Source organism: Clostridium algifaecis (assembly GCF_017874415.1).
GTDB lineage: Bacteria > Bacillota > Clostridia > Clostridiales > Clostridiaceae > Clostridium_B > Clostridium_B algifaecis.
The window spans coordinates 1-19513 of sequence record NZ_JAGGLM010000016.1 but is presented as its reverse complement, the minus strand read 5'-3'; the positions used below and the strand labels follow the sequence as shown (position 1 = coordinate 19513).

Annotated in this window: 18 protein-coding genes; 4 read left to right on the top strand and 14 right to left on the bottom strand. The window is 31.2% G+C overall.

Annotated elements, in window-relative coordinates:
• Positions 1-42: 42 nt before the first annotated feature.
• Positions 43-951, bottom strand: coding sequence for a 3'-5' exoribonuclease YhaM family protein (locus J2Z42_RS10890; RefSeq protein WP_209702795.1), 909 nt, complete (start codon positions 949-951; stop codon positions 43-45).
• A gap of 255 nt (positions 952-1206) precedes the next feature.
• Between J2Z42_RS10890 and J2Z42_RS10885 the strand changes: the two genes are divergently transcribed.
• Genes J2Z42_RS10885 through J2Z42_RS10870 form a run of 4 tightly spaced genes read left to right on the top strand, consistent with a single transcriptional unit; the run spans position 1207 to position 4910 of the window.
• Entirely contained in the window at positions 1207-2175 is a 969-nt protein-coding gene (locus J2Z42_RS10885) for an HlyD family secretion protein (RefSeq protein ID WP_209702793.1), read from the top strand.
• Between the two features lie 21 nt (positions 2176-2196).
• A complete protein-coding gene (locus J2Z42_RS10880) occupies positions 2197-2850 on the top strand; it encodes an HlyD family secretion protein (protein ID WP_209702791.1) in 654 nt (217 codons plus the stop codon).
• A gap of 13 nt (positions 2851-2863) precedes the next feature.
• Positions 2864-4450, top strand: a complete 1587-nt coding sequence (locus J2Z42_RS10875) for a DHA2 family efflux MFS transporter permease subunit (protein ID WP_209702788.1) — start codon at positions 2864-2866, stop codon at positions 4448-4450.
• The gene (locus tag J2Z42_RS10870; protein ID WP_209702787.1) at positions 4422-4910 is read left to right on the top strand and encodes a MarR family winged helix-turn-helix transcriptional regulator; all 489 of its coding nucleotides are present in this window, start codon (positions 4422-4424) and stop codon (positions 4908-4910) included. The genes J2Z42_RS10875 and J2Z42_RS10870 overlap by 29 nt, the downstream gene beginning before the upstream one ends.
• Positions 4911-5010: 100 nt before the next feature.
• On the opposite strand, the gene smpB is transcribed toward J2Z42_RS10870, so the two are convergent.
• From smpB to J2Z42_RS10805, 13 genes are all read right to left on the bottom strand, one after another.
• Positions 5011-5478: an SsrA-binding protein SmpB gene (gene smpB / locus J2Z42_RS10865; protein ID WP_209702784.1), complete on the bottom strand. Its 468-nt coding sequence runs from the start codon at positions 5476-5478 to the stop codon at positions 5011-5013.
• A 20-nt stretch (positions 5479-5498) separates the two neighbouring features.
• Positions 5499-7646 (bottom strand): ribonuclease R, encoded by a 2148-nt coding sequence (rnr, locus tag J2Z42_RS10860; RefSeq protein WP_209702782.1) that lies wholly within the window; start codon positions 7644-7646, stop codon positions 5499-5501.
• A 136-nt stretch (positions 7647-7782) separates the two neighbouring features.
• Positions 7783-8016, bottom strand: coding sequence for a preprotein translocase subunit SecG (secG, locus tag J2Z42_RS10855; protein WP_209702780.1), 234 nt, complete (start codon positions 8014-8016; stop codon positions 7783-7785).
• A 70-nt stretch (positions 8017-8086) separates the two neighbouring features.
• Complete coding sequence (locus J2Z42_RS10850) at positions 8087-9937, bottom strand: sensor histidine kinase (RefSeq protein ID WP_209702778.1); 1851 nt, start codon at positions 9935-9937, stop codon at positions 8087-8089.
• A 68-nt stretch (positions 9938-10005) separates the two neighbouring features.
• The gene (locus J2Z42_RS10845; RefSeq protein WP_209702776.1) at positions 10006-10143 is read right to left on the bottom strand and encodes a cyclic lactone autoinducer peptide; all 138 of its coding nucleotides are present in this window, start codon (positions 10141-10143) and stop codon (positions 10006-10008) included.
• 87 nt (positions 10144-10230) lie between these two features.
• Positions 10231-10710 carry a hypothetical protein gene (locus J2Z42_RS10840; RefSeq protein WP_209702774.1) on the bottom strand — a complete coding sequence of 160 codons (480 nt, stop codon included), beginning with the start codon at positions 10708-10710 and terminating at the stop codon, positions 10231-10233.
• A 35-nt stretch (positions 10711-10745) separates the two neighbouring features.
• Positions 10746-11402 (bottom strand): accessory gene regulator ArgB-like protein, encoded by a 657-nt coding sequence (locus J2Z42_RS10835; protein WP_209702772.1) that lies wholly within the window; start codon positions 11400-11402, stop codon positions 10746-10748.
• 720 nt (positions 11403-12122) lie between these two features.
• Positions 12123-13421: a phosphopyruvate hydratase gene (gene eno, locus J2Z42_RS10830; protein WP_209702770.1), complete on the bottom strand. Its 1299-nt coding sequence runs from the start codon at positions 13419-13421 to the stop codon at positions 12123-12125.
• A 108-nt stretch (positions 13422-13529) separates the two neighbouring features.
• Positions 13530-15062 (bottom strand): 2,3-bisphosphoglycerate-independent phosphoglycerate mutase, encoded by a 1533-nt coding sequence (gpmI, locus tag J2Z42_RS10825; RefSeq protein ID WP_209702768.1) that lies wholly within the window; start codon positions 15060-15062, stop codon positions 13530-13532.
• A gap of 24 nt (positions 15063-15086) precedes the next feature.
• Positions 15087-15833: a triose-phosphate isomerase gene (gene tpiA / locus J2Z42_RS10820; RefSeq protein WP_209702766.1), complete on the bottom strand. Its 747-nt coding sequence runs from the start codon at positions 15831-15833 to the stop codon at positions 15087-15089.
• A gap of 33 nt (positions 15834-15866) precedes the next feature.
• A complete protein-coding gene (locus J2Z42_RS10815) occupies positions 15867-17063 on the bottom strand; it encodes a phosphoglycerate kinase (RefSeq protein ID WP_209702764.1) in 1197 nt (398 codons plus the stop codon).
• Positions 17064-17236: 173 nt separating this feature from the next.
• Positions 17237-18241 carry a type I glyceraldehyde-3-phosphate dehydrogenase gene (gene gap, locus J2Z42_RS10810; RefSeq protein ID WP_209702762.1) on the bottom strand — a complete coding sequence of 335 codons (1005 nt, stop codon included), beginning with the start codon at positions 18239-18241 and terminating at the stop codon, positions 17237-17239.
• A gap of 45 nt (positions 18242-18286) precedes the next feature.
• Positions 18287-19318 carry a sugar-binding transcriptional regulator gene (locus J2Z42_RS10805; RefSeq protein WP_209702760.1) on the bottom strand — a complete coding sequence of 344 codons (1032 nt, stop codon included), beginning with the start codon at positions 19316-19318 and terminating at the stop codon, positions 18287-18289.
• Positions 19319-19513: the final 195 nt, after the last annotated feature.

The following is a 19513-nucleotide window of genomic DNA, read 5'->3' as shown; positions in this document are numbered from 1 at the left end:
CTATATTAAAATGTAGTAAAATTTGTGTAAAAACAGATTTTACTACAAATATAGTCTTGTTCCAATTCTTCTGTCAAATTCCGACCAACTGCCAGGTTCTGTTTTATCCTTTGCTTGAGAGATCTTATTCATGGTAGCATCTATGGAATCGGCATAATTAACTATAAATGATTCTTCCATTCTCATTTCTCTTGGAGAACCATATTCAAGCTTTCCATGATGTTGAACAATACAGCCTTTTATCCTGTTAACAAAATCTTCTGAATAAAATTCAGGATTTTCTCCTACAGCTTTATCTATTAATTCTACTCCAATAACAATATGTCCTTCCATTTCTCCTCTAAGTGTGTATTTAAAAGGGCCATCATAGTATAGTTCATAAATTTTACCAATATCATGTAATTTTGCTGCAAGTACAGCGGTTTCCGTTCTTCTGCATCCATATCTTTCACAAAGCATAATAGTTAAATACATAACGTTTAGTGTATGTTCTGCAAGTCCGCCTATATAGTTATGGTGCATAGAAACTCCACCTATGCCTCTTTTAAACTTATCCAGAAATGTTTCATCCTTAAAGAAATAATCATTCAAAGCTCTGCCTTCCCTTGAAATAATATATTTCTTTGTATATAATTCAATCTCGTCCATAATCTCCTCAATAGGCCTCTTTACTGTTGGAAGATAATCTGAGAGATTATAATCGGAAATAAGTTCATAGTTTTTTACATCCAGATTTCTATCTTTAGTTCCTTCAATCTCCAGAACTGCTCCTTCTTTAATATCAATACCATCCTTTTTATGTGGTATGTTAGCCTTTATTTCTCCACTTTTATCTGCCAATATGCATACAATTCTGGCAGGATCTCTAAATAATATTTTCATTGCCATCAACGATATTTTTATATTTTCATCACTTTTTATATCACTTAAAAAATTCTCTTTTTTAATCATATTTTCCTCCAAATTAAACGATTATAATTTATATTTTAGCATACATTTATTTTAACTAAAAGTGCACTGTTTATTCTAAAACATAAATTATTTCTCATTAAGTTAGCAAATTTGCTTATTATATGAAAAGTAGCAGCTATCCAGACACATCTAATGGAATAATATTCTTGCATATTAAAATTAATCATTATATAATAAGTATTGTTATTATGCGAACATTATACATACTAATAATTCGTGCAAGGAGGATTAACAATGAAAAAAACTGCTTTATTATGTTTGGCAGTAGTACTATGTTTGAGTGGCTGCGGCTCATCCAAGACTGCAAACAAAAATGTTAAAAATATTCAAGAAACTGCCAGTGACCAATTTTTAATGGGTGGTAAGATTTCAACAAATGAACAAGCTGATGTAAGTTCAAAAGTTTCAGCAAGAGTTTCTCAGATATCAGTTGATTTAGGTTCAAAGGTAAATCAGGGAGATGTCATCATAAAACTTGATACAAAAGACTTACAAGGTCAGGTTGATCAAGCTGAAGCTGCTGTAAATACCGCACAGGCAAATTTGACAAATGCACAAAACAGTACACGTCCGGAGCAAGTGGCACAAGCTCAAACTGCTGTGGATAATGCCTCTCAAAGTTATCAAACTGTTAAAAAAAATTATAATCGTGTACAAGCTCTCGTTAATTCAGGTGCAGCAGCCCAGCAGGAACTGGACTCGGCACAGCAGCAATTGTCAAGTGCAGATGCCCAATATAAAACTGCCCAGGAACAGCTTTCCATGTTAAATAATGGTCCTACGAAATCAGCTATAGATGTATATCAAGCTCAAGTTACGCAATCTCAGGCTGCTTTAAAAACTGCCCAGACTGCCCTAAGTAATGCAACCATTACAGCACCAATTTCAGGAACAGTAAATTCAAGGAACATCAATGTAGGAGATATGGCTGCTCCAGGTACTGCAATTCTTTCAATAGTTAATTCGAGCAATCTATACGTAAATGCCTATGCGCCGCTTGAAATAGTAAATAAACTTACCGTAGGTCAGGAGGTAAGCGTTAAAGTATCTGAAATACCTGACAAAGAATTCAATGGTAAGATAGCTGTAATAAATTCATCACTAAATCCTGGCAACAGAGATATTTTGGTCAAAGTAACCTTAACAGATAAAGATTCTTCATTAAAACCTGGAATGTTTGCAGAAGTAGGATTAAAAAATTAGAGAAAGAGGGCATTTTAAAATATGAAAAATAATCGTAAAGCTTTAATTATAGGAATTCTGATAGTAATTGTAGCAGCTTTAGGTGGAATAGTTTTTTATTATTTATATCAAAACACCCATTACGTTTCAACAGATGATGCCAGAGTTAGTGCTGATCTTGTCAATGTAACACCACAAATTAGTGGTAAATTGCTGGAGCTTAATATAGAAGATGGAGATAAAGTTATAAAAGATCAGATACTTGCCCGTCAGGAAACAACAAACCTTCCTGATACAAATATAGACCAATCTCTAATAAGGTCTCCTATAGATGGTATAGTTATTAAAAAACAGGGTACTATAGGTGAAATCTGGTCTCCTGGTCAAACCATAGCAACACTTATAGATCCAAATAAACTGTACATAACAGCTGACATAGAAGAGACAAAACTTGGCAAAATAAGAGTTGGACAGGCAGTTGATATTACCATAGACCAATTTGGTTCCCAAAAATTTACCGGGAAAGTCAAATCCGTAGGAGAAGCAACAAATTCAACCTTTTCACTTATCCAATCATCAACTAGTGGAACATTTACAAAAGTAGTACAGAGAGTACCTGTAAAAATTCAACTTAATAAATTTAACAATAAGATATTACCGGGAACTAATGCTGTTGTAAAAATTCACATAAAGTAGTAGGAGTGATATAATGGAAGAAAAGAACAATAATTCATTTTTTACCAGCTGGCTAGCATTAATTGTAATTGTAATTGGTACATTTATGGCTGTACTTGATGGTAGTATAGTTAATGTAGCCCTTCCAAAAATAATGAATGTTTTTGGTGCTTCTACAGATGATGCCAAGTGGATAATTACAGCATATACACTGGCAGAAGGTGCAATCATACCACTGACAGGATATTTGGAAGAAGTTGTAGGTAGTAAAAAAGTTTATATATTTGCACTTACCACGTTTACAATAGGTTCTCTATTATGTGGACTATCATGGAATATAAACTCCATGATAGCTTTTCGTACATTTCAAGCTATAGGCGGAGGAATGATAATACCTGTTGGAATGACTATAGTATACAGTATATTTCCAAAAAATAAAATAGGACTTGCAATTGGAATCTGGGGAATAGCTTCTATGGCGGCTCCTGCTGTAGGTCCAACAGTAGGTGGTTATATCGTAGAGACACTTGACTGGAGAATCATATTTTATTTAAATATTCCAATAGGAATTATTGGAGTATTTATGTCTACTTTTCTATTGAAAGATTCAGGAGACAGAAAATTTAAATCTTTTGATATTATAGGCTTTTTATCATCTACAATTGGTATAGTATCTCTGCTTTATGTGCTTGGAGAATGGACTTCTATCGACTGGAGTAAGATGGAATATCCATTGCTGCTTGTTCTAGGTCTTTTAAGTATGGTATTGTTTGTTGTAAATGAACTCACACATCCAAATCCACTAATTGATTTAAGAATTCTTAAATTAAGAGATTTTAGCATAAGTTTAATTGCAGTTTCTGTATTATGCATAGCTTTAATGGGAGGTACATATATACTTCCGCTATTTCTGGAAAATGTGAGAGGATATACTGCTATGGAAACCGGACTGATTATGCTTCCACCTGCACTTGTAGTTGGTATTTTAATGCCTATAAGTGGAACTTTATTTGACAAGGTCGGAGTAAAGCCACTCGCTATACCAGGTATTTTAATACTTGGTATAAGTTCATATCAGCTTGCGGCTGCCACAAATATGAATTCAAGCAAGGATTATATAATACTTATAAGTTGTTTGAGATCTGTAGGACTTGGACTTGCGATGATGCCTATAAATACTATTGGAATGAACGCCCTGCCTCAGAAATTTGTTGGTAAAGGTTCTGCCCTTTCAAGTACAATAAGACAGATAGCAAGCTCTATAGCCGTAACAATAGTATCAACAATTATGACAAGTAAAACAAATTATAATTATCTGAAATTATCTGAACAGATAAGTGTATATAATCATACTGCACAAAATACTATAAGCACATTGACAAATGCATATATTTATTCAGGGCAATCTAAAGGAACTGCCAGTGCTTCTGCTCTTAGCACTATTTCACAGATGCTTGAAGGTCAAGCATCAATAGATGCTATGGGATATGCTATGGCTGTCACTGCTGCTATGGCATTTGCTGCTGCGGTTTTAATCTTATTTTTCAGTGGTAAAAAAAGTACTTCAAAACAACACAAGAAAGGTGATAAAAATGTCACTAAAAAAGAACTTGCCAATTAAAAATGATGAATTAGTATCAGATCAAGCTTTTGAAATAATTCAATTATTAAAAAATATTCAAAAAATCATCAGAACTAAATTTGAAAAATGTGCAAAAAAATATGGATTTACATCCCCACAACTTGCAGTTATATTCCATCTATATAAAATGCCATCAATAACTCTTAATGAATTAAGCAATCATATGATGTTAACAAAAAGTACAGTCTCCGGCATAATAGATCGACTGGCTAAACGTGGTGTTGTAACTCGAGAAATACCGGAAGATAATCGCAGAATTGTGAGACTATCAATCTCAGAGGAATTTAAAAAAGATAATGATATAGCAATTATGAAACAGCATTTCTTATCAGATTTTATTTCTAACACTATAAAAGATATGGAACCAAAAGAAGTTGATAAGATTATAAACAATTTGAATGAATTCAGTTTAGCCTTAAAAAATGATGATTCTGATTAATATTTTAAACATAAAAAACTGTAGAAAAGTTAATATATAATATAGCTCAACTTTTCTACAGTTTAATATTATATTCATAATATTCATAAATAATTCATTATTATCTATATCTTTCTTTCATCTGTCTATCTATATCTCTCTTTGCAGCCTTTTCAAGAAGAGCATCTCTCTTGTCGTAATCTTTTTTGCCTTTCGCAACTGCCAAATTAACCTTAACTCTTCCATGCTTTAAATAAAGTGAAAGTGGTATTATAGTATATCCTTTTTGCGCGGTATATCCTACAAGTTTTGATATTTCTGTTTTATGAAGAAGTAATTTTCTAGCTCTAAGAGGATCTCTATTAAAAATATTTCCATTTTCATAAGGACTTATATGCATATTTCTTACAAATACCTCTCCATTTATTATATCCGCATAGCTATCCTTCAAATTAGCTTTTCCCTGTCTTATTGACTTTACTTCAGTTCCTACAAGTTCTATACCTGCTTCCATGGATTCCTCAATAAAATAATCGTGCCTTGCCTTTCTATTTTCAGCAAGAGTATTATTAGTCTTTTTTTTAATCATAAAATTCACCTTCTTATGAACTAACTTTCTAACTCATTAGAATCATCTTTTTTTATATCTTCCTTAATCAATTCAAAATATATTTCATGAGCTGACATATCCACCTTTAACACCCTGATTCTAACTTCGTCTCCCAATTTATAAGTGTTCTTGGTTTTTTCTCCTACAAGTGAAAGATGCCTGTCATCATATATATAATAATCATCAGTCATAGAACTTAAATGTACTAAACCTTCTACTGTATTTTTAAGTTCTACAAACATCCCGAAGCTAGTAACAGAAGATACAATGCCATCGTATTCCTCACCTATTCGTTTGCTCATATATTCAGCTTTTTTCAAATCATCTGCTTCTCTTTCAGCATCCTGTGCAACTCTCTCCATTTCTGAAGATTGCCTTGCGGCATATTCAACCTTCTTATCCAATTTCTTTACTTCATTTTCATCTAGCTGCCCATTTATAAATTCTTTAATTATCCTGTGGATAATTAGATCCGGATATCTTCTTATAGGAGAAGTAAAATGGCAATAATATTTAGCTGCCAGGCCAAAATGTCCAGTACACGTAGGAGAATATCGGGCCTGCTTCATGGAACGGAGAAGCAAAGTGCTTACTACAGTTTCTTCTTTCTTACCTTTTACTTTTTCTATAATTTCTTGAAGAGCCTTTGGATGTACTTCCTGCCCCCACTTTATAGTATATCCTAAGTTGTGTACAAATTCATTGAAATGCATGAGTTTTTCCTCATCAGGATCCTCATGTATCCTGTATACAAAAGGCATATTGCTCCAGAACATATGCTCTGCTATAGTTTCATTGCATACCAGCATAAATTCCTCTATTATACGGTTGGAAACTCCCCTGTCATAAGGTTTTATCTCAACTGGTTTTCCAAGCTCATCTAATATTATACTGCACTCCTGGAAATCAAAGTCTACAGCTCCCCTCGAAATTCTCTTTTTATATAGTATCTCTGCCAGTTTCCCCATTAATTTAAAATTATCCGTCAGATATCCATATCTGTCCATTACTTCCCTGTCTTCACCCTTCAATATCTTGCTTACATTATTATAAGTCATTCTTTCGGTCGTTTTTATTATACTTTCTACTATTTTATGATCTACAACCTTACCAGTATTATCTATTTCCATAAAGCAGCTCAGGGTAAGCCTGTCAACTTTGGGGTTCAGGCTGCATATTCCATTTGATAATTTTTTAGGCAGCATTGGTATGACTCTATCAAGCAAATAAACAGATGTACCTCTTCTTAAAGCTTCTTTATCAAGAACGCTGCCATCTTTCACATAGTTAGATACATCTGCTATATGAACTCCAAGATAGAAATTGCCATTTGGAAGTTTCTCAATAGATACCGCATCATCCAAATCTTTTGCATCATCACCGTCTATTGTAACTATAGTAAGATCCCTTAAATCTTCTCTATTCTTATATTCTTTTTCTGGAATCTCATCTGGAATGCTTTCTGCATAGCTTTCAACTTTTCCAGGGAATTCCTCCGGCAGATTATTTTTTTTGATTATAGTTAAAATATCTATACCTTTTTCAGTCTTCTTTCCAAGAATACTCACTACTTTTCCTTCATGATTTCTTCTGCCATCTGACCAATTTGTTATCTCAGCTATTACTACATCTCCAGTTTTTGCACCTTTTTTACAATCTTTAGGTATAAATATATCGTGGCTTATTCTTTTTTCCTCTGGAACCACAAATCCAAAGTTTTTGCTATCTTCGAAGGTTCCTATAATTGTTTTGTTAGCTCTTTCAATTATCCTTATTATTTCACCTTCACATTTTTTGCCTTTATTTTCTTGTTTTAAAATTTTAACTATAACCTTGTCACCATTCATGGCACCATTTACACCTGAAATAGGAACAAAAACATCTACACCTTCTTCAGGTATGACAAAGCCGTATCCTTTTTGATGGCCTTGATATTTTCCTGTTACAAGCCCCATTTTGTCAGGTACCCCATATCTATCGGTTCTGGTCTTTATTATCTGTCCCTGCTTTTCCATACTTCTAAGTACTTTTTTAAAATCCTTTCTTTCTTCTTTCCTCACTCCGAAAATTTTTTCAAGCTCTTTTATATTAGTAGGTTTATACGCCTTTTCTTCCATGAAATTTAAAATTGCTTCTGTTACATTCATGCATTTCACCACCTTTTATTATATTGATATAAATAAGGTAAAAATATTCAGTTATTTAATCATAGTATACCATAAAGTAAATTTTTATAAAAAATAAATACAGCAGGAAAACACTCCTCTGTATCTATATAAATAATTATTTTATCAAATTTTGAGCTATACATAGTAACGCAAATATTATAGCAAATATTATAGTTAATTTAGACAACATTGCTTCTGAAGTTCTGGATTTATTTCTTGAATAAAAACTTTCAGCAGATCCACCGGATATAAACCCGCTCAATCCATTAGTTTTTCCTGGCTGTACTAGTACAATTGCTATCAAAAGTATTGATATTATAACCTGTAATATTAAAAGAAAAGTATGCACCAAATCAACCTCCTAGTGTTTTACATAGTTTATATTCTATCACATATACATATTAATTTCAATTTTAGTATCAATATATATCCGAAAACTCCATGTTAATTTTTTCATCATTATTTTCATATAGGAAATCATCTTGATTATATTTTTCATCCAACACTTTTACAGGAATTTTTATTATAAATTCACTTCCGATTCCCAATTTACTTTTAACATATATTTTTCCGCCGTGCAATTCTACAAAAGATTTAACCAGATAGAGTCCTATGCCACTTCCTTCCCTTTCCCTTCTAAAGCTTTTGTTTACCTGTCCAAATCTTTCAAATATTATACTCATTTTATCCTCTGGTATACCTATTCCAGTATCTCTGACTTTTATTAATACAACATTTTCCTTGTCATTTATATTTACAAATATTCTTCCACCAGGTTTTGTAAATTTTATGGAATTTGATAAAAGATTTAAAATTATTCTTTCCATTTTATCTGAATCAACTGCCATTATTTTTTCTTCCACATCTGTGTCAAAAGTTAATTCTATCTTTCTACTTTCAAAATATGGGACTATGGATAACGTAATATCTTCAACTAAACTGACAATATCCCTATTATGTAAATTTAATTTAAGAAACCCGGAATTTATTTTAGTAATATCCAGTAAATTACTTATAAGTCTCATAAGCCTGTAACAATTCTGTTTCATTATCCTTAAATATTTGTTTTGTTTATTTTTAAACTCTTTTGAATTGAAATTTCTATTTAAGTCTAAAACTTGTATCGCAGAAAAAATGACATTTAGAGGTGTCTTTAATTCATGTGAAATATTAGCAAGAAATTCTGTAATCAATTTATTTAACTGCCTGCTTTTATTTAACAAATCAATATTCTTTTTTACATCTTTTTGCAATCTTTCAACTTGCTTTTCAGTAGTTATGTCATGGATAATACTTAGTATAGTTGGTTTTCCATCATATATAAAATATGTAGAAATATTCTGTACATCTACAATCTGACCATTACCATTCAAGATTTTTTGATAAAATGTATATCTTGATTGTTTTTCATTATATATTTTATACATTTCATCACTTACAAATTTCTTTCCCTTTTCCGGTACAAAATCATATATACACATATCACTTAACTTATTGTAATCAGAAATTCCAACAAATTTTGCAGCACTATCATTTATAAAGATAAACCTGCCATATCTATGTACAAAAATAGCATCTCTTGAATTTTCAATAAGTAAATTATAACAAATCTCATTATTTAAAAGCATTTGTTCCATATCCCTATGTTGAAATTCCTTGATAGTAAGTTCTTTATTTAAATTTTTCAATTCTTTATCTTTTTTCTTTAAATTATAATTTTCTATTTCTACATAGTGTCCTAGTGGCCATGCTGTAAGTATATATACAGCTGCTACAATCAAATCATTCTGGAATTGGAAATTCACTCCATTTTGTGAAACAGGAAAATATATCAAATCTATTGTCAATATAGAAAATGAAGATATTAAGGCTGTAACTATACCATATTTTAAACCAAGTTCAATAGTTGAAACAATAATTATAAATAAAAACATGAATTTATATTCGGGTACATTACCCTTATACAAAATATTAACTATTGAAAATAATGCCAGGAAAATCAGATCCTCAATAATTTGTTCCTGCTTAAAATATGCTGACCTAAATATTCTTTGAGAAAAAATATGTCCCAATAAATATATAAAAAGCATTGAACAAATTAAAAGTTCAATGATAAGTAATCTATTAATTCCATCATCTAAATGCAAATGCTTATCTTTTATGTAAAGTGTACTGTATATTATGATAAAACAAAATAATAATGAAACTAATTTTACAATGGATATAATATCATAAATTTTTTTCTGTCTTTCACTCCGTAAATATTTCATACAATTTCACACCTATACTTTACTAAATTTATTAGAAGTATAGGAATCTTTCCTATACTTCTTATGTTTTAGTTTTTTTTCAAGCATTCTGGTTCCTTAGGTTGATAAAGTAATTCATAACATGCTGAATCATGAGTTGAAAAAGCCTTACGTGTAAACAATTTTTTTGCAAATTTAGCAACAACCTTTTTAGCTGAATTTTTCATATTCTCACCTCCTAGATTAATTAGTATATTAATTTTATGCACAAAATATAAATCTATTGTTTATAATAAAATTATACATTGTCTATTTTATTTACTTAAAAAATTACTGCCTACATTGTTTTTTTTATATAAAAATTTATAACAAATTAATATTCCTAATAAAAACATTACTATAGATGGAAGAAAACATATATTTTTCAGTATAGAACTATTTAATAGCGTATGTGAATCATAAGTAGATATACTATTTAAAATAAAAAGATTTACTGTTTCACTTAATGAAAGTATAACTTGCAATATAATACAATATTGTATGCTTTGCATATATGATATTTTGTTTATTTTAACAGATATAAATACATATAATATAGTATTTAAAATTATATGAACACCAAACTGTATAGGAAGTATTCTTATGCAATAAATACCTATATCAAAAATAATAGTACTTAAAATTATATATTTTTCATCAAATTTTTTATTACAAAACAAATAGCTCGCAAAAACAAACAAAAACGCTTCTGGAATTCCTCTTAATAATACATCCAATAATGATATTTTTATCATATATCCATTTACCTTTCATATATTAAAATATACTATTACTTCACAAAAAATAATTTTTTTATCATTAAATCTATCCTTGATATAAACTTATATGCCATATTTGTAAGCGTAAATGACTGCCACATGACTCCAGCGCAAGTGCATACTATTATATTTAGGAATAATATATTATACGTATTAAAATAAAGTATCAAACATATAAAATCAATTATCAATATTATAAATATAAATAGGACAGAACTTCTTTTTAGCCTAATTATCATACTTTTGTCTACAATTGGTTTTGATTCAGTATCAGCTGGCGCTAATTTATAAATCAAATAAAAGCATATTATAAATATAAGTATTCCTAAAGTAACTATCAATTCAATGTTAAAATTTATAAATATTTTCTTTATAAGTAAACTAAGAGCAATACAAACTGATGTCCCAATTATTATACATCTAGCAGGAGATGTAGCATGTACACCTCCAGAATACTTTCTAAGTGAAGCAATAGTAAAAAGTACTATAATAGCTTCAATTAAAACTTTAAATATAAATCCAAATAAGAGAACCCAAAATATGCTTACAATTTTTTGTAATACACAAAATGCTCCATAAGAAACTATATCTTTTTCATCATTATCTAAATTTAAAGTTGAAGTTATTTTAAACCCTATCCTATTTGAAAGTCTTTCTATTAAGGACATTTAAACCTTCTCCCCTTTTCTTTTGTATAATAACATATGGCATATAAATATTCCCAGACAAAATAAAATTATTGATGGAAGAAAATATAAATTATTTAGCAAATCATTACTTAATATTGTTTTTGCATTACTTCCATATATATCATCTATAATAAAAATGTTTAAGATTTCACTTGAAAAAAGGATATATACTAATATAAAAGAATATTGCATTCCCTTTATAAGTGGAATATGATTTATATTAACTAATAAAAATGAATACAATACCATGCTTAAAATAGTATGAATTCCAAATTGTATAGGCAGCAGTCTTACAATATATATTCCAAGGGTTAAAATAACAGTACTTATAACAATGCGTTTTTTATCAAATTTTTTATGATAAAATAAATAACCAGAAAAAACAAATAAAAATGATTCCGGTGCACCTATTAATAATAACGTTAATAAAGATATTTTTAGCATGAATTATTTGCCTTTCATGAATTAAATCTACATTTTATTATAAAAGTTCATTGTCTGTCATAAAAATTATTTAATAATGCATCTTTTATATAATTATAACATTTAATTACTTAAAAAGTAATAATATATAATATTTTCATAATAAATAATTTATTACAAAATATTTATTTATTATTTATATTATGATAAAATACCTTTTTAAATATCATAAAAAAAGGTTATCCAACATATAGATAACCTTTTTTAGTCAATTAATTACTTTCTTTTTAAATTATAAAATGCATCAATTCCCCTATATTCAGCTACTTCTCCAAGTTCTTCTTCTATCCTGAGAAGTTGATTGTATTTAGCAACTCTTTCAGTTCTTGCCGGTGCACCTGTCTTTATCTGTCCTGCATTTACAGCTACAACTAAATCTGCTATAGTCGTATCTTCTGTTTCACCTGATCTGTGTGAAACTACAGCAGTATAACCGGCTCTCTCTGCCATTTCTATGGCATTTAAAGTTTCAGTAAGAGTTCCTATTTGATTTAATTTTATAAGAATAGAATTTGCTACGCCAAGCTCAATGCCTTTTTTAAGTCTGTTAGTATTTGTAACAAAAAGATCATCCCCTACTAACTGAATCTTATTTCCTAATTTTTGAGTTAAGACTTTCCATCCATCCCAATCTTCTTCTGCCATACCATCTTCAAGAGAGATTATTGGATATTTATTTGCAAGATCTACATAGAAATCTACCATCTGCTCAGGAGTTAGAACTTTTCCTTCCCCTTTTAGATTGTATTTACCATCTTCATAGAATTCAGATGAAGCTGGATCAAGTGCTATATATATATCTTTTCCAGGTTTGTATCCAGCCTTTTCTATAGCTTCAACTATCACCTGTATGGCTTCTTCATTTGACTTAAGGTTTGGAGCAAATCCGCCTTCATCTCCGACACCCGTGTCATATCCCTTGGACTTCAATATTGATTTCAAAGTATGATAAACTTCCGTACTCATTCTCATAGCTTCGCTAAAGCTTGGAGCACCTGCCGGCATTATCATAAATTCCTGAAGATCTACATTATTGTCAGCATGTTTTCCACCATTTAATATGTTCATCATTGGAACAGGAAGAACCTTTGCATTAACTCCTCCTATATACTGATATAAACTTATTCCCAAATGTGCTGCTGCTGCCCTTGCACATGCAAGTGAAACTCCAAGAGTTGCATTAGCACCTAATTTTGCCTTATTATCCGTACCATCAATATCTATCATAGTTTTATCTATTAAAACCTGATCGAATATATTCATCCCTATTAGTTCTTCAGCTATAGCATTATTTACATTATCTACAGCTTTTGAGACACCTTTTCCCTGATATTTCATCTTATCTTCATCTCTAAGCTCTACAGCTTCAAAAGCTCCTGTAGAAGCTCCTGATGGTACACCAGCTCTTCCTACAGTTCCATCTTCCAGTGCAACTTCTACCTCAACTGTTGGGTTTGCTCTTGAATCTAAAATCTGTCTTGCACTTACATCTACAATTTCTACATAGTCTTTCATAATATCACATTCCTTTCTAATTTTTACCATTTTGTTTAAATTAATTATTAAATCATGTAAACTTATAAATTGTGTAAATTAAAAAGTAAATAGTTAATAAATGTTTTACTATTTTTTAATAAGACTCTTTCCAGTCATCTCAATAGGTTTTTCAAGTTTCATAGCTTCAAGAATAGTTGGTGCGATATCTGCAAGCACTCCTCCATCTCTGAGTTCTTTAGCATCCTTTGCAACATAAACAAATGGTACAGGATTTGTTGTATGCGCTGTCATAGGCTTTCCTGTAGAATAATCTATTTCCTGCTCAGAATTACCATGATCTGCTGTTATGAATAAAGTACCATCTTTCTCTAATATCTTGCCCGCAATTTTGCCAAGGCATACATCTACAGTTTCAATTGCTTTTTTAGCAGCTTCAAAGATTCCTGTATGCCCAACCATATCTGGATTAGCAAAATTCAATATAATCATGTCATATTTATCTTCATCAAGCCTTTTTAAAAGTTCATCTGTAACTTTGTATGCACTCATTTCAGGCTGCAAATCATAAGTCGCAACTTTTGGTGATGGTATAAGAGCTCTGTCCTCATTTTTATTTGGTACTTCTACTCCTCCATTGAAAAAGAAAGTTACATGGGCATATTTTTCAGTTTCAGCTATTCTGAGCTGATTCTTACCCAGGCTGCTAACATATTCACCTAAAGTATTTTTATAGTGATCGTTTTTAAAAGCTACATCTACTCCTTTAATTTCGGCGTCATATTCTGTCATGGTTACAAATTCAAGATTTAAAGTTTCCCTTTTAAATCCATCGAATACTCTATCATTAATAGCCCTTGTAAGCTGTCTTGCTCTATCTGGTCTAAAATTAAAGAATATAACTGAATCTCCATCTTTTATAGTTCCTACAGCACTGCCACCTTTTTTAATTACTGTTGGGAGTATAAATTCATCTGTTTTACCATTATTATAAGAATTATCTACAGCTTCTATTGCACTTTCTGCTTCAACACCTTTTCCAAGTACTATAGCATTATATGCAAGTTCTACTCTTTCCCATCTCTTATCTCTATCCATAGCATAGTATCTACCTGATACTGATGCTATTTCTCCTACTCCAATTTCTTTCATATAATCTTCTAAGTCTTTTATATACTCTTTTGCAGAAGAAGGCGGTACATCTCTTCCATCTGTAAATGCATGAACATATACTTTTTTAAGTCCCTTTTGTTTTGCAAATTTAATAATTCCTTTTAGATGGTCTGTATGAGAATGAACTCCTCCCGGTGATACAAGACCTAATAAATGAAAAGCTGAATTATTCTTAAGTGCATTATCTGCTGCTTTATTAAGTGCCTCATTCTGAAAGAAATCTCCATCTTCTATGGACTTTGTTATTTTAGTTAATGCCTGATATATTATTCTTCCTGCTCCTATATTTAAATGTCCAACTTCTGAATTTCCCATCTGTCCTTCAGGCAAACCAACACTTAATCCACTAGCTCCAAGTTTAGTATGAGGATAACTTTTATAAAATTTATCAAAATTTGGTTTGTTTGCTGCTTTGACTGCATTTCCTTCTGTTTTGTCAGAAATACCAAAACCGTCAAGTATCATAAGCATTACTGGTGTTTTTTTCATATTTACCTCCAATTGTATTGCAAATTAATAATTTACTATCTTTGAGAAGTCCTGTGCTTTCAAGCTAGCTCCTCCAATCAAACCACCATCTATATCTGATTGTGCCATTTGAGCTTTTATTGTAGCAGGTTTTACAGAACCACCATATTGGATTCTTGTTTTTTCTGCTGTATCTTTTCCATAAAGTTTTGCAATTACGCTTCTGATATACGCTATTGTAGCATTTGCCTGCTCATCTGTAGCAGTTTTTCCTGTTCCTATAGCCCAGATAGGCTCATATGCTACTACTAATTTCTCAACCTGTGATTTTTCAAGTCCAGCAAGATCTAATTTTATTTGTTTTCCAAGAACCTCTTCAGTTACGTCTGCTTCTCTTTCCTCTAAAGTTTCTCCGCAACAGATTATAGGAATCAAATTGTGCTCAAATGCTTTCTTTACCTTCTTATTTATAGCTTCATCTGTTTCATTAAAATACTGTCTTCTCTCACTGTGTCCAAGTATTACATATTCTACTCCCAAAGTTTCAAGCATAGCTGGTGAAACTTCTCCTGTATATGCTCCACTTTCTTCAAAATGCATATTTTGTGCGCCAACTTTTATATTACTTCCCTTTGCTGCCTTAAGTACCGTATCAAGACATACAAATGGTGGACATACAACTACATCACACTTAGCATCTTTTACAAGTGGTTTTAATTCTTCAATTAATTTTGCTGCCTCATCAACAGTCTTATTCATTTTCCAGTTTCCTGCAATTATTGCTTTTCTCATATATACCTACCCCTTTTATATAATTTATAAATATTATTTATCATTCAAAGCTGCTATTCCTGGAAGTTCCTTTCCTTCTAAGAATTCAAGTGAAGCTCCACCACCAGTTGAAATATGAGTCATCTTATCTCCAAATCCTAACTGATTGACAGCTGCAGCACTATCTCCACCACCGATTATAGTAGTTGCACCTGATTCTGCCATAGCTTTAGCTACTGCAATAGTTCCTTTTGCAAAGTTTGCAAATTCAAATACTCCCATAGGTCCGTTCCATACAACAGTCTTTGCATCTTTTATAGCATCTGCATATAATTTAGAAGTCTTTGGCCCAATATCAAGTCCCATATATCCATCCTTTATGTTTTCATCATCTGTTACAACAGGTGCTGCTGCTGCATCAAATTTATCCGCTGCTACATTATCTACAGGAAGAAGAAGTTTAACTCCCTTAGCCTTTGCTTTTTCAATCATTTCTTTTGCATAGTCAATCTTGTCTTCTTCTACTAATGAAGTTCCTATACTGAATCCCATGGCTTTTTCAAAGGTATAACTCATTCCTCCACCTATTATAAGTGTGTCTACTTTTTCAAGTAAATTATTTATAACATTTATTTTATCTGAAACCTTTGCTCCTCCAAGTATGGCAATAAATGGTCTATTTGGATTTTCTACTGCATTTCCAAGGAATTTAAGTTCCTTTTGAATTAAATATCCACATACGGCTGTATCCAGGAACTCAGTAACTCCAACTGTAGAGCAGTGTGCTCTATGAGCTGTACCAAAAGCATCATTTACAAATACATCTGCAAGAGATGCCAATTCCTTTGAAAAGTTTTCTTTATTCTTAGTTTCTTCGATTCTATATCTGGTATTTTCAAGTAATACCACATCTCCGTCTTTCATCTTTGCAACTGCAGCCTTAGCATTTTCTCCTACTACATTATTGTCTGCTGCAAATACTACTTCTTTTCCAAGCATTTCTGAAAGTCTCTTTGCAACTGGTGCAAGTGAAAGTTCAGGTTTTGGTTCTCCCTTTGGTTTTCCAAGATGTGAACAAAGTATAACCTTAGCTCCTTTTTCTATTAAATATTTTATTGTAGGAAGTGCACCTACCAATCTGTTTTCATCTGTTATTTTTCCATCCTGTAGTGGAACATTAAAATCGCATCTAGCCAAAACTTTTTTACCCTTAACATCTATATCTTCAATTGTCTTTTTATTAAAAGCCATGATTATCTACACTCCTTTTAAATTTTCTATTTAGTTAAAATATTTTATTTAGTAGTATATCAATTCTTCCTATTATTAAAGGTCTGGCCTCATAGCCAAAACTACAAAACCAGACCTTTACTATGTTATAAGCTTAATATATTATATATCAAATAATTAGCTGTAATTTTTAACTATTTAGCAATCTTTGCAAAATAAGCTAAAGTTCTAACTAACTGTGAAGTATATGACATTTCATTATCATACCATGCAGCAGTCTTAACTAATTGTGATCCATTAACATCTACAATTTTAGTTAAAGTTGCATCAAATAATGAACCATAGTTGATTCCAACAACATCAGCTGAAACTATTGGATCTTCAGTATATCCAAATGATTCATTAGCAGCTTCTTTCATAGCAGCGTTAACTTCTTCAACTGTAACATTCTTTTTAAGAACTGAAACGAGTTCAGTTATTGAACCTGTTGGAACTGGAACTCTCTGAGCATTTCCGTCTAATTTACCAGTTAAATCAGGAATAACCTGGCTGATTGCTTTGGCAGCACCAGTTGAGTTAGGGATTATGCTGACAGCAGCAGCTCTAGCTCTTCTTAAATCACCTTTTCTGTGTGGTCCATCTAATGTATTCTGATCATTAGTATATGCATGGATTGTAGTCATAAATCCTTTTTCTATTCCAAATTTATCATTTAATACTTTAGCCATTGGAGCTAAGCAGTTAGTTGTACATGATGCTCCGGATATAACTGTTTCAGTACCATCAAGAACATCATTGTTTACATTGTAAACAACTGTCTTTAAATCATTTCCAGCAGGTGCTGAAATAACAACTTTTTTAGCGCCGGCTCTTATATGAGCTTCAGCTTTTTCTTTTTTAGTAAAGAAACCAGTACATTCAAGTACTACATCTATTCCAAGTTTACCCCAAGGTAATTTTTCAGGATCTGCTTCAGCAAAAACTTTGATTTCTTTTCCGTTAACTACAAAAGCTCCTTCTTTAACTTCAATTTTACCATTGAATCTTCCCTGTGATGAATCATATTTAAATAAATGAGCTAACATTTTTGAATCAGTTAAGTCATTGATTGCAACAACTTCTAATCCAGGAACTTCAAGAATTCTTCTTAAAGCTAATCTCCCTATTCTTCCAAAACCATTAATAGCTATTTTTGCCATTTTAACTCCTCCTAAATAATTAAATATTTATAATAAATAAAAAATTTATTGACTGTTTATAAGTTCTACAATTTTTTTTGCAGCACCTTCATCTGTAATAAGTACACCATTGTAATTATTTATCTCAGTCGAAAGTATTGCCTCAGCTTTACTAGAGCCTCCAGCTACTGCTATTAACGTATTTATTTTACCTATTTCATCATTTTTTATTCCTACGCTTGGAGTAGAATACACTACATCACCTTTTTTATCAAAGTAATAGCCAAAAGCTTCTCCAACTCCACCGTCCGTCTTTATGCTATTTATTTTTTCTTCGGTAAGTCCTCTTCTTCTTGCCATTTTGCAAGCTCTGCCCACACCATATATAAGTATATCTGCATTATATATATACTTTAATACATCTTGTATGGACTTTTCCTTTTTTATAGCATTAATTGCAGTATCGCTTAAATTATCTGGAACATGAAACAACTTATAATTACCTTCTAATTTTTTCGCAAGTCTGGCTGAAAGAGTATTTGCCTGAGTTTCCACATTTGCTCCCATACCGCCTCTTGCAGGTACAACAAGTATATTTTTGAAACTTGTTACCCTTGACATATTATCCACTACTTGTTTTATAGTAGATCCTCCAGTAATTGCAACTATACTATTATCTTTTAAAACTTCTTTAAGATAATTAGCTGCAGCCCTTCCTATTTCACTCATTATAGTTCTGTCATCATCGCAGTCACCTGGTACAACTATAACTCTTCTAAGTTTAAAGCTATCTTTTATAAAATCTTCAATTTCAGACAAGCCTCTTAATTCATGTATGGAATCCTTTAACTTATCTATAATTTCTTCTCCATCCTTAGTTATAGTCATTCCAGGGGTATTTATTTCAATAAAACCCTGTGCTTTTAAAAAGTTTATTTCTGTTCTTACTATTCTTTCACCAATGCCTAAATTACTGGCAAGTACTCTCCTACCAACAGGTTCATTGTAATAAATAGTTCTTAAAATATTATATCTTTTTTCCAGCAGTTCAACTAATTCAGGTACTATCCTTTTTTGTAATTTAAGTACTTCTTCCACAATGGCACCTCCTGGTCTGTTAGCGTCCCAGTGCTTTAATCGTTGTCCCACTATTATTATAAAACATCTTTCTGATTTTTTAAATAGTATTTCAAAAAAAACAGAGATTTCGCATCTAAATTCCAGTAAAAATTGTATTTTTACTGGAATTGTATCCAATTACACTTATTTAAAGGGCTGGTAAGCCCGAAGACC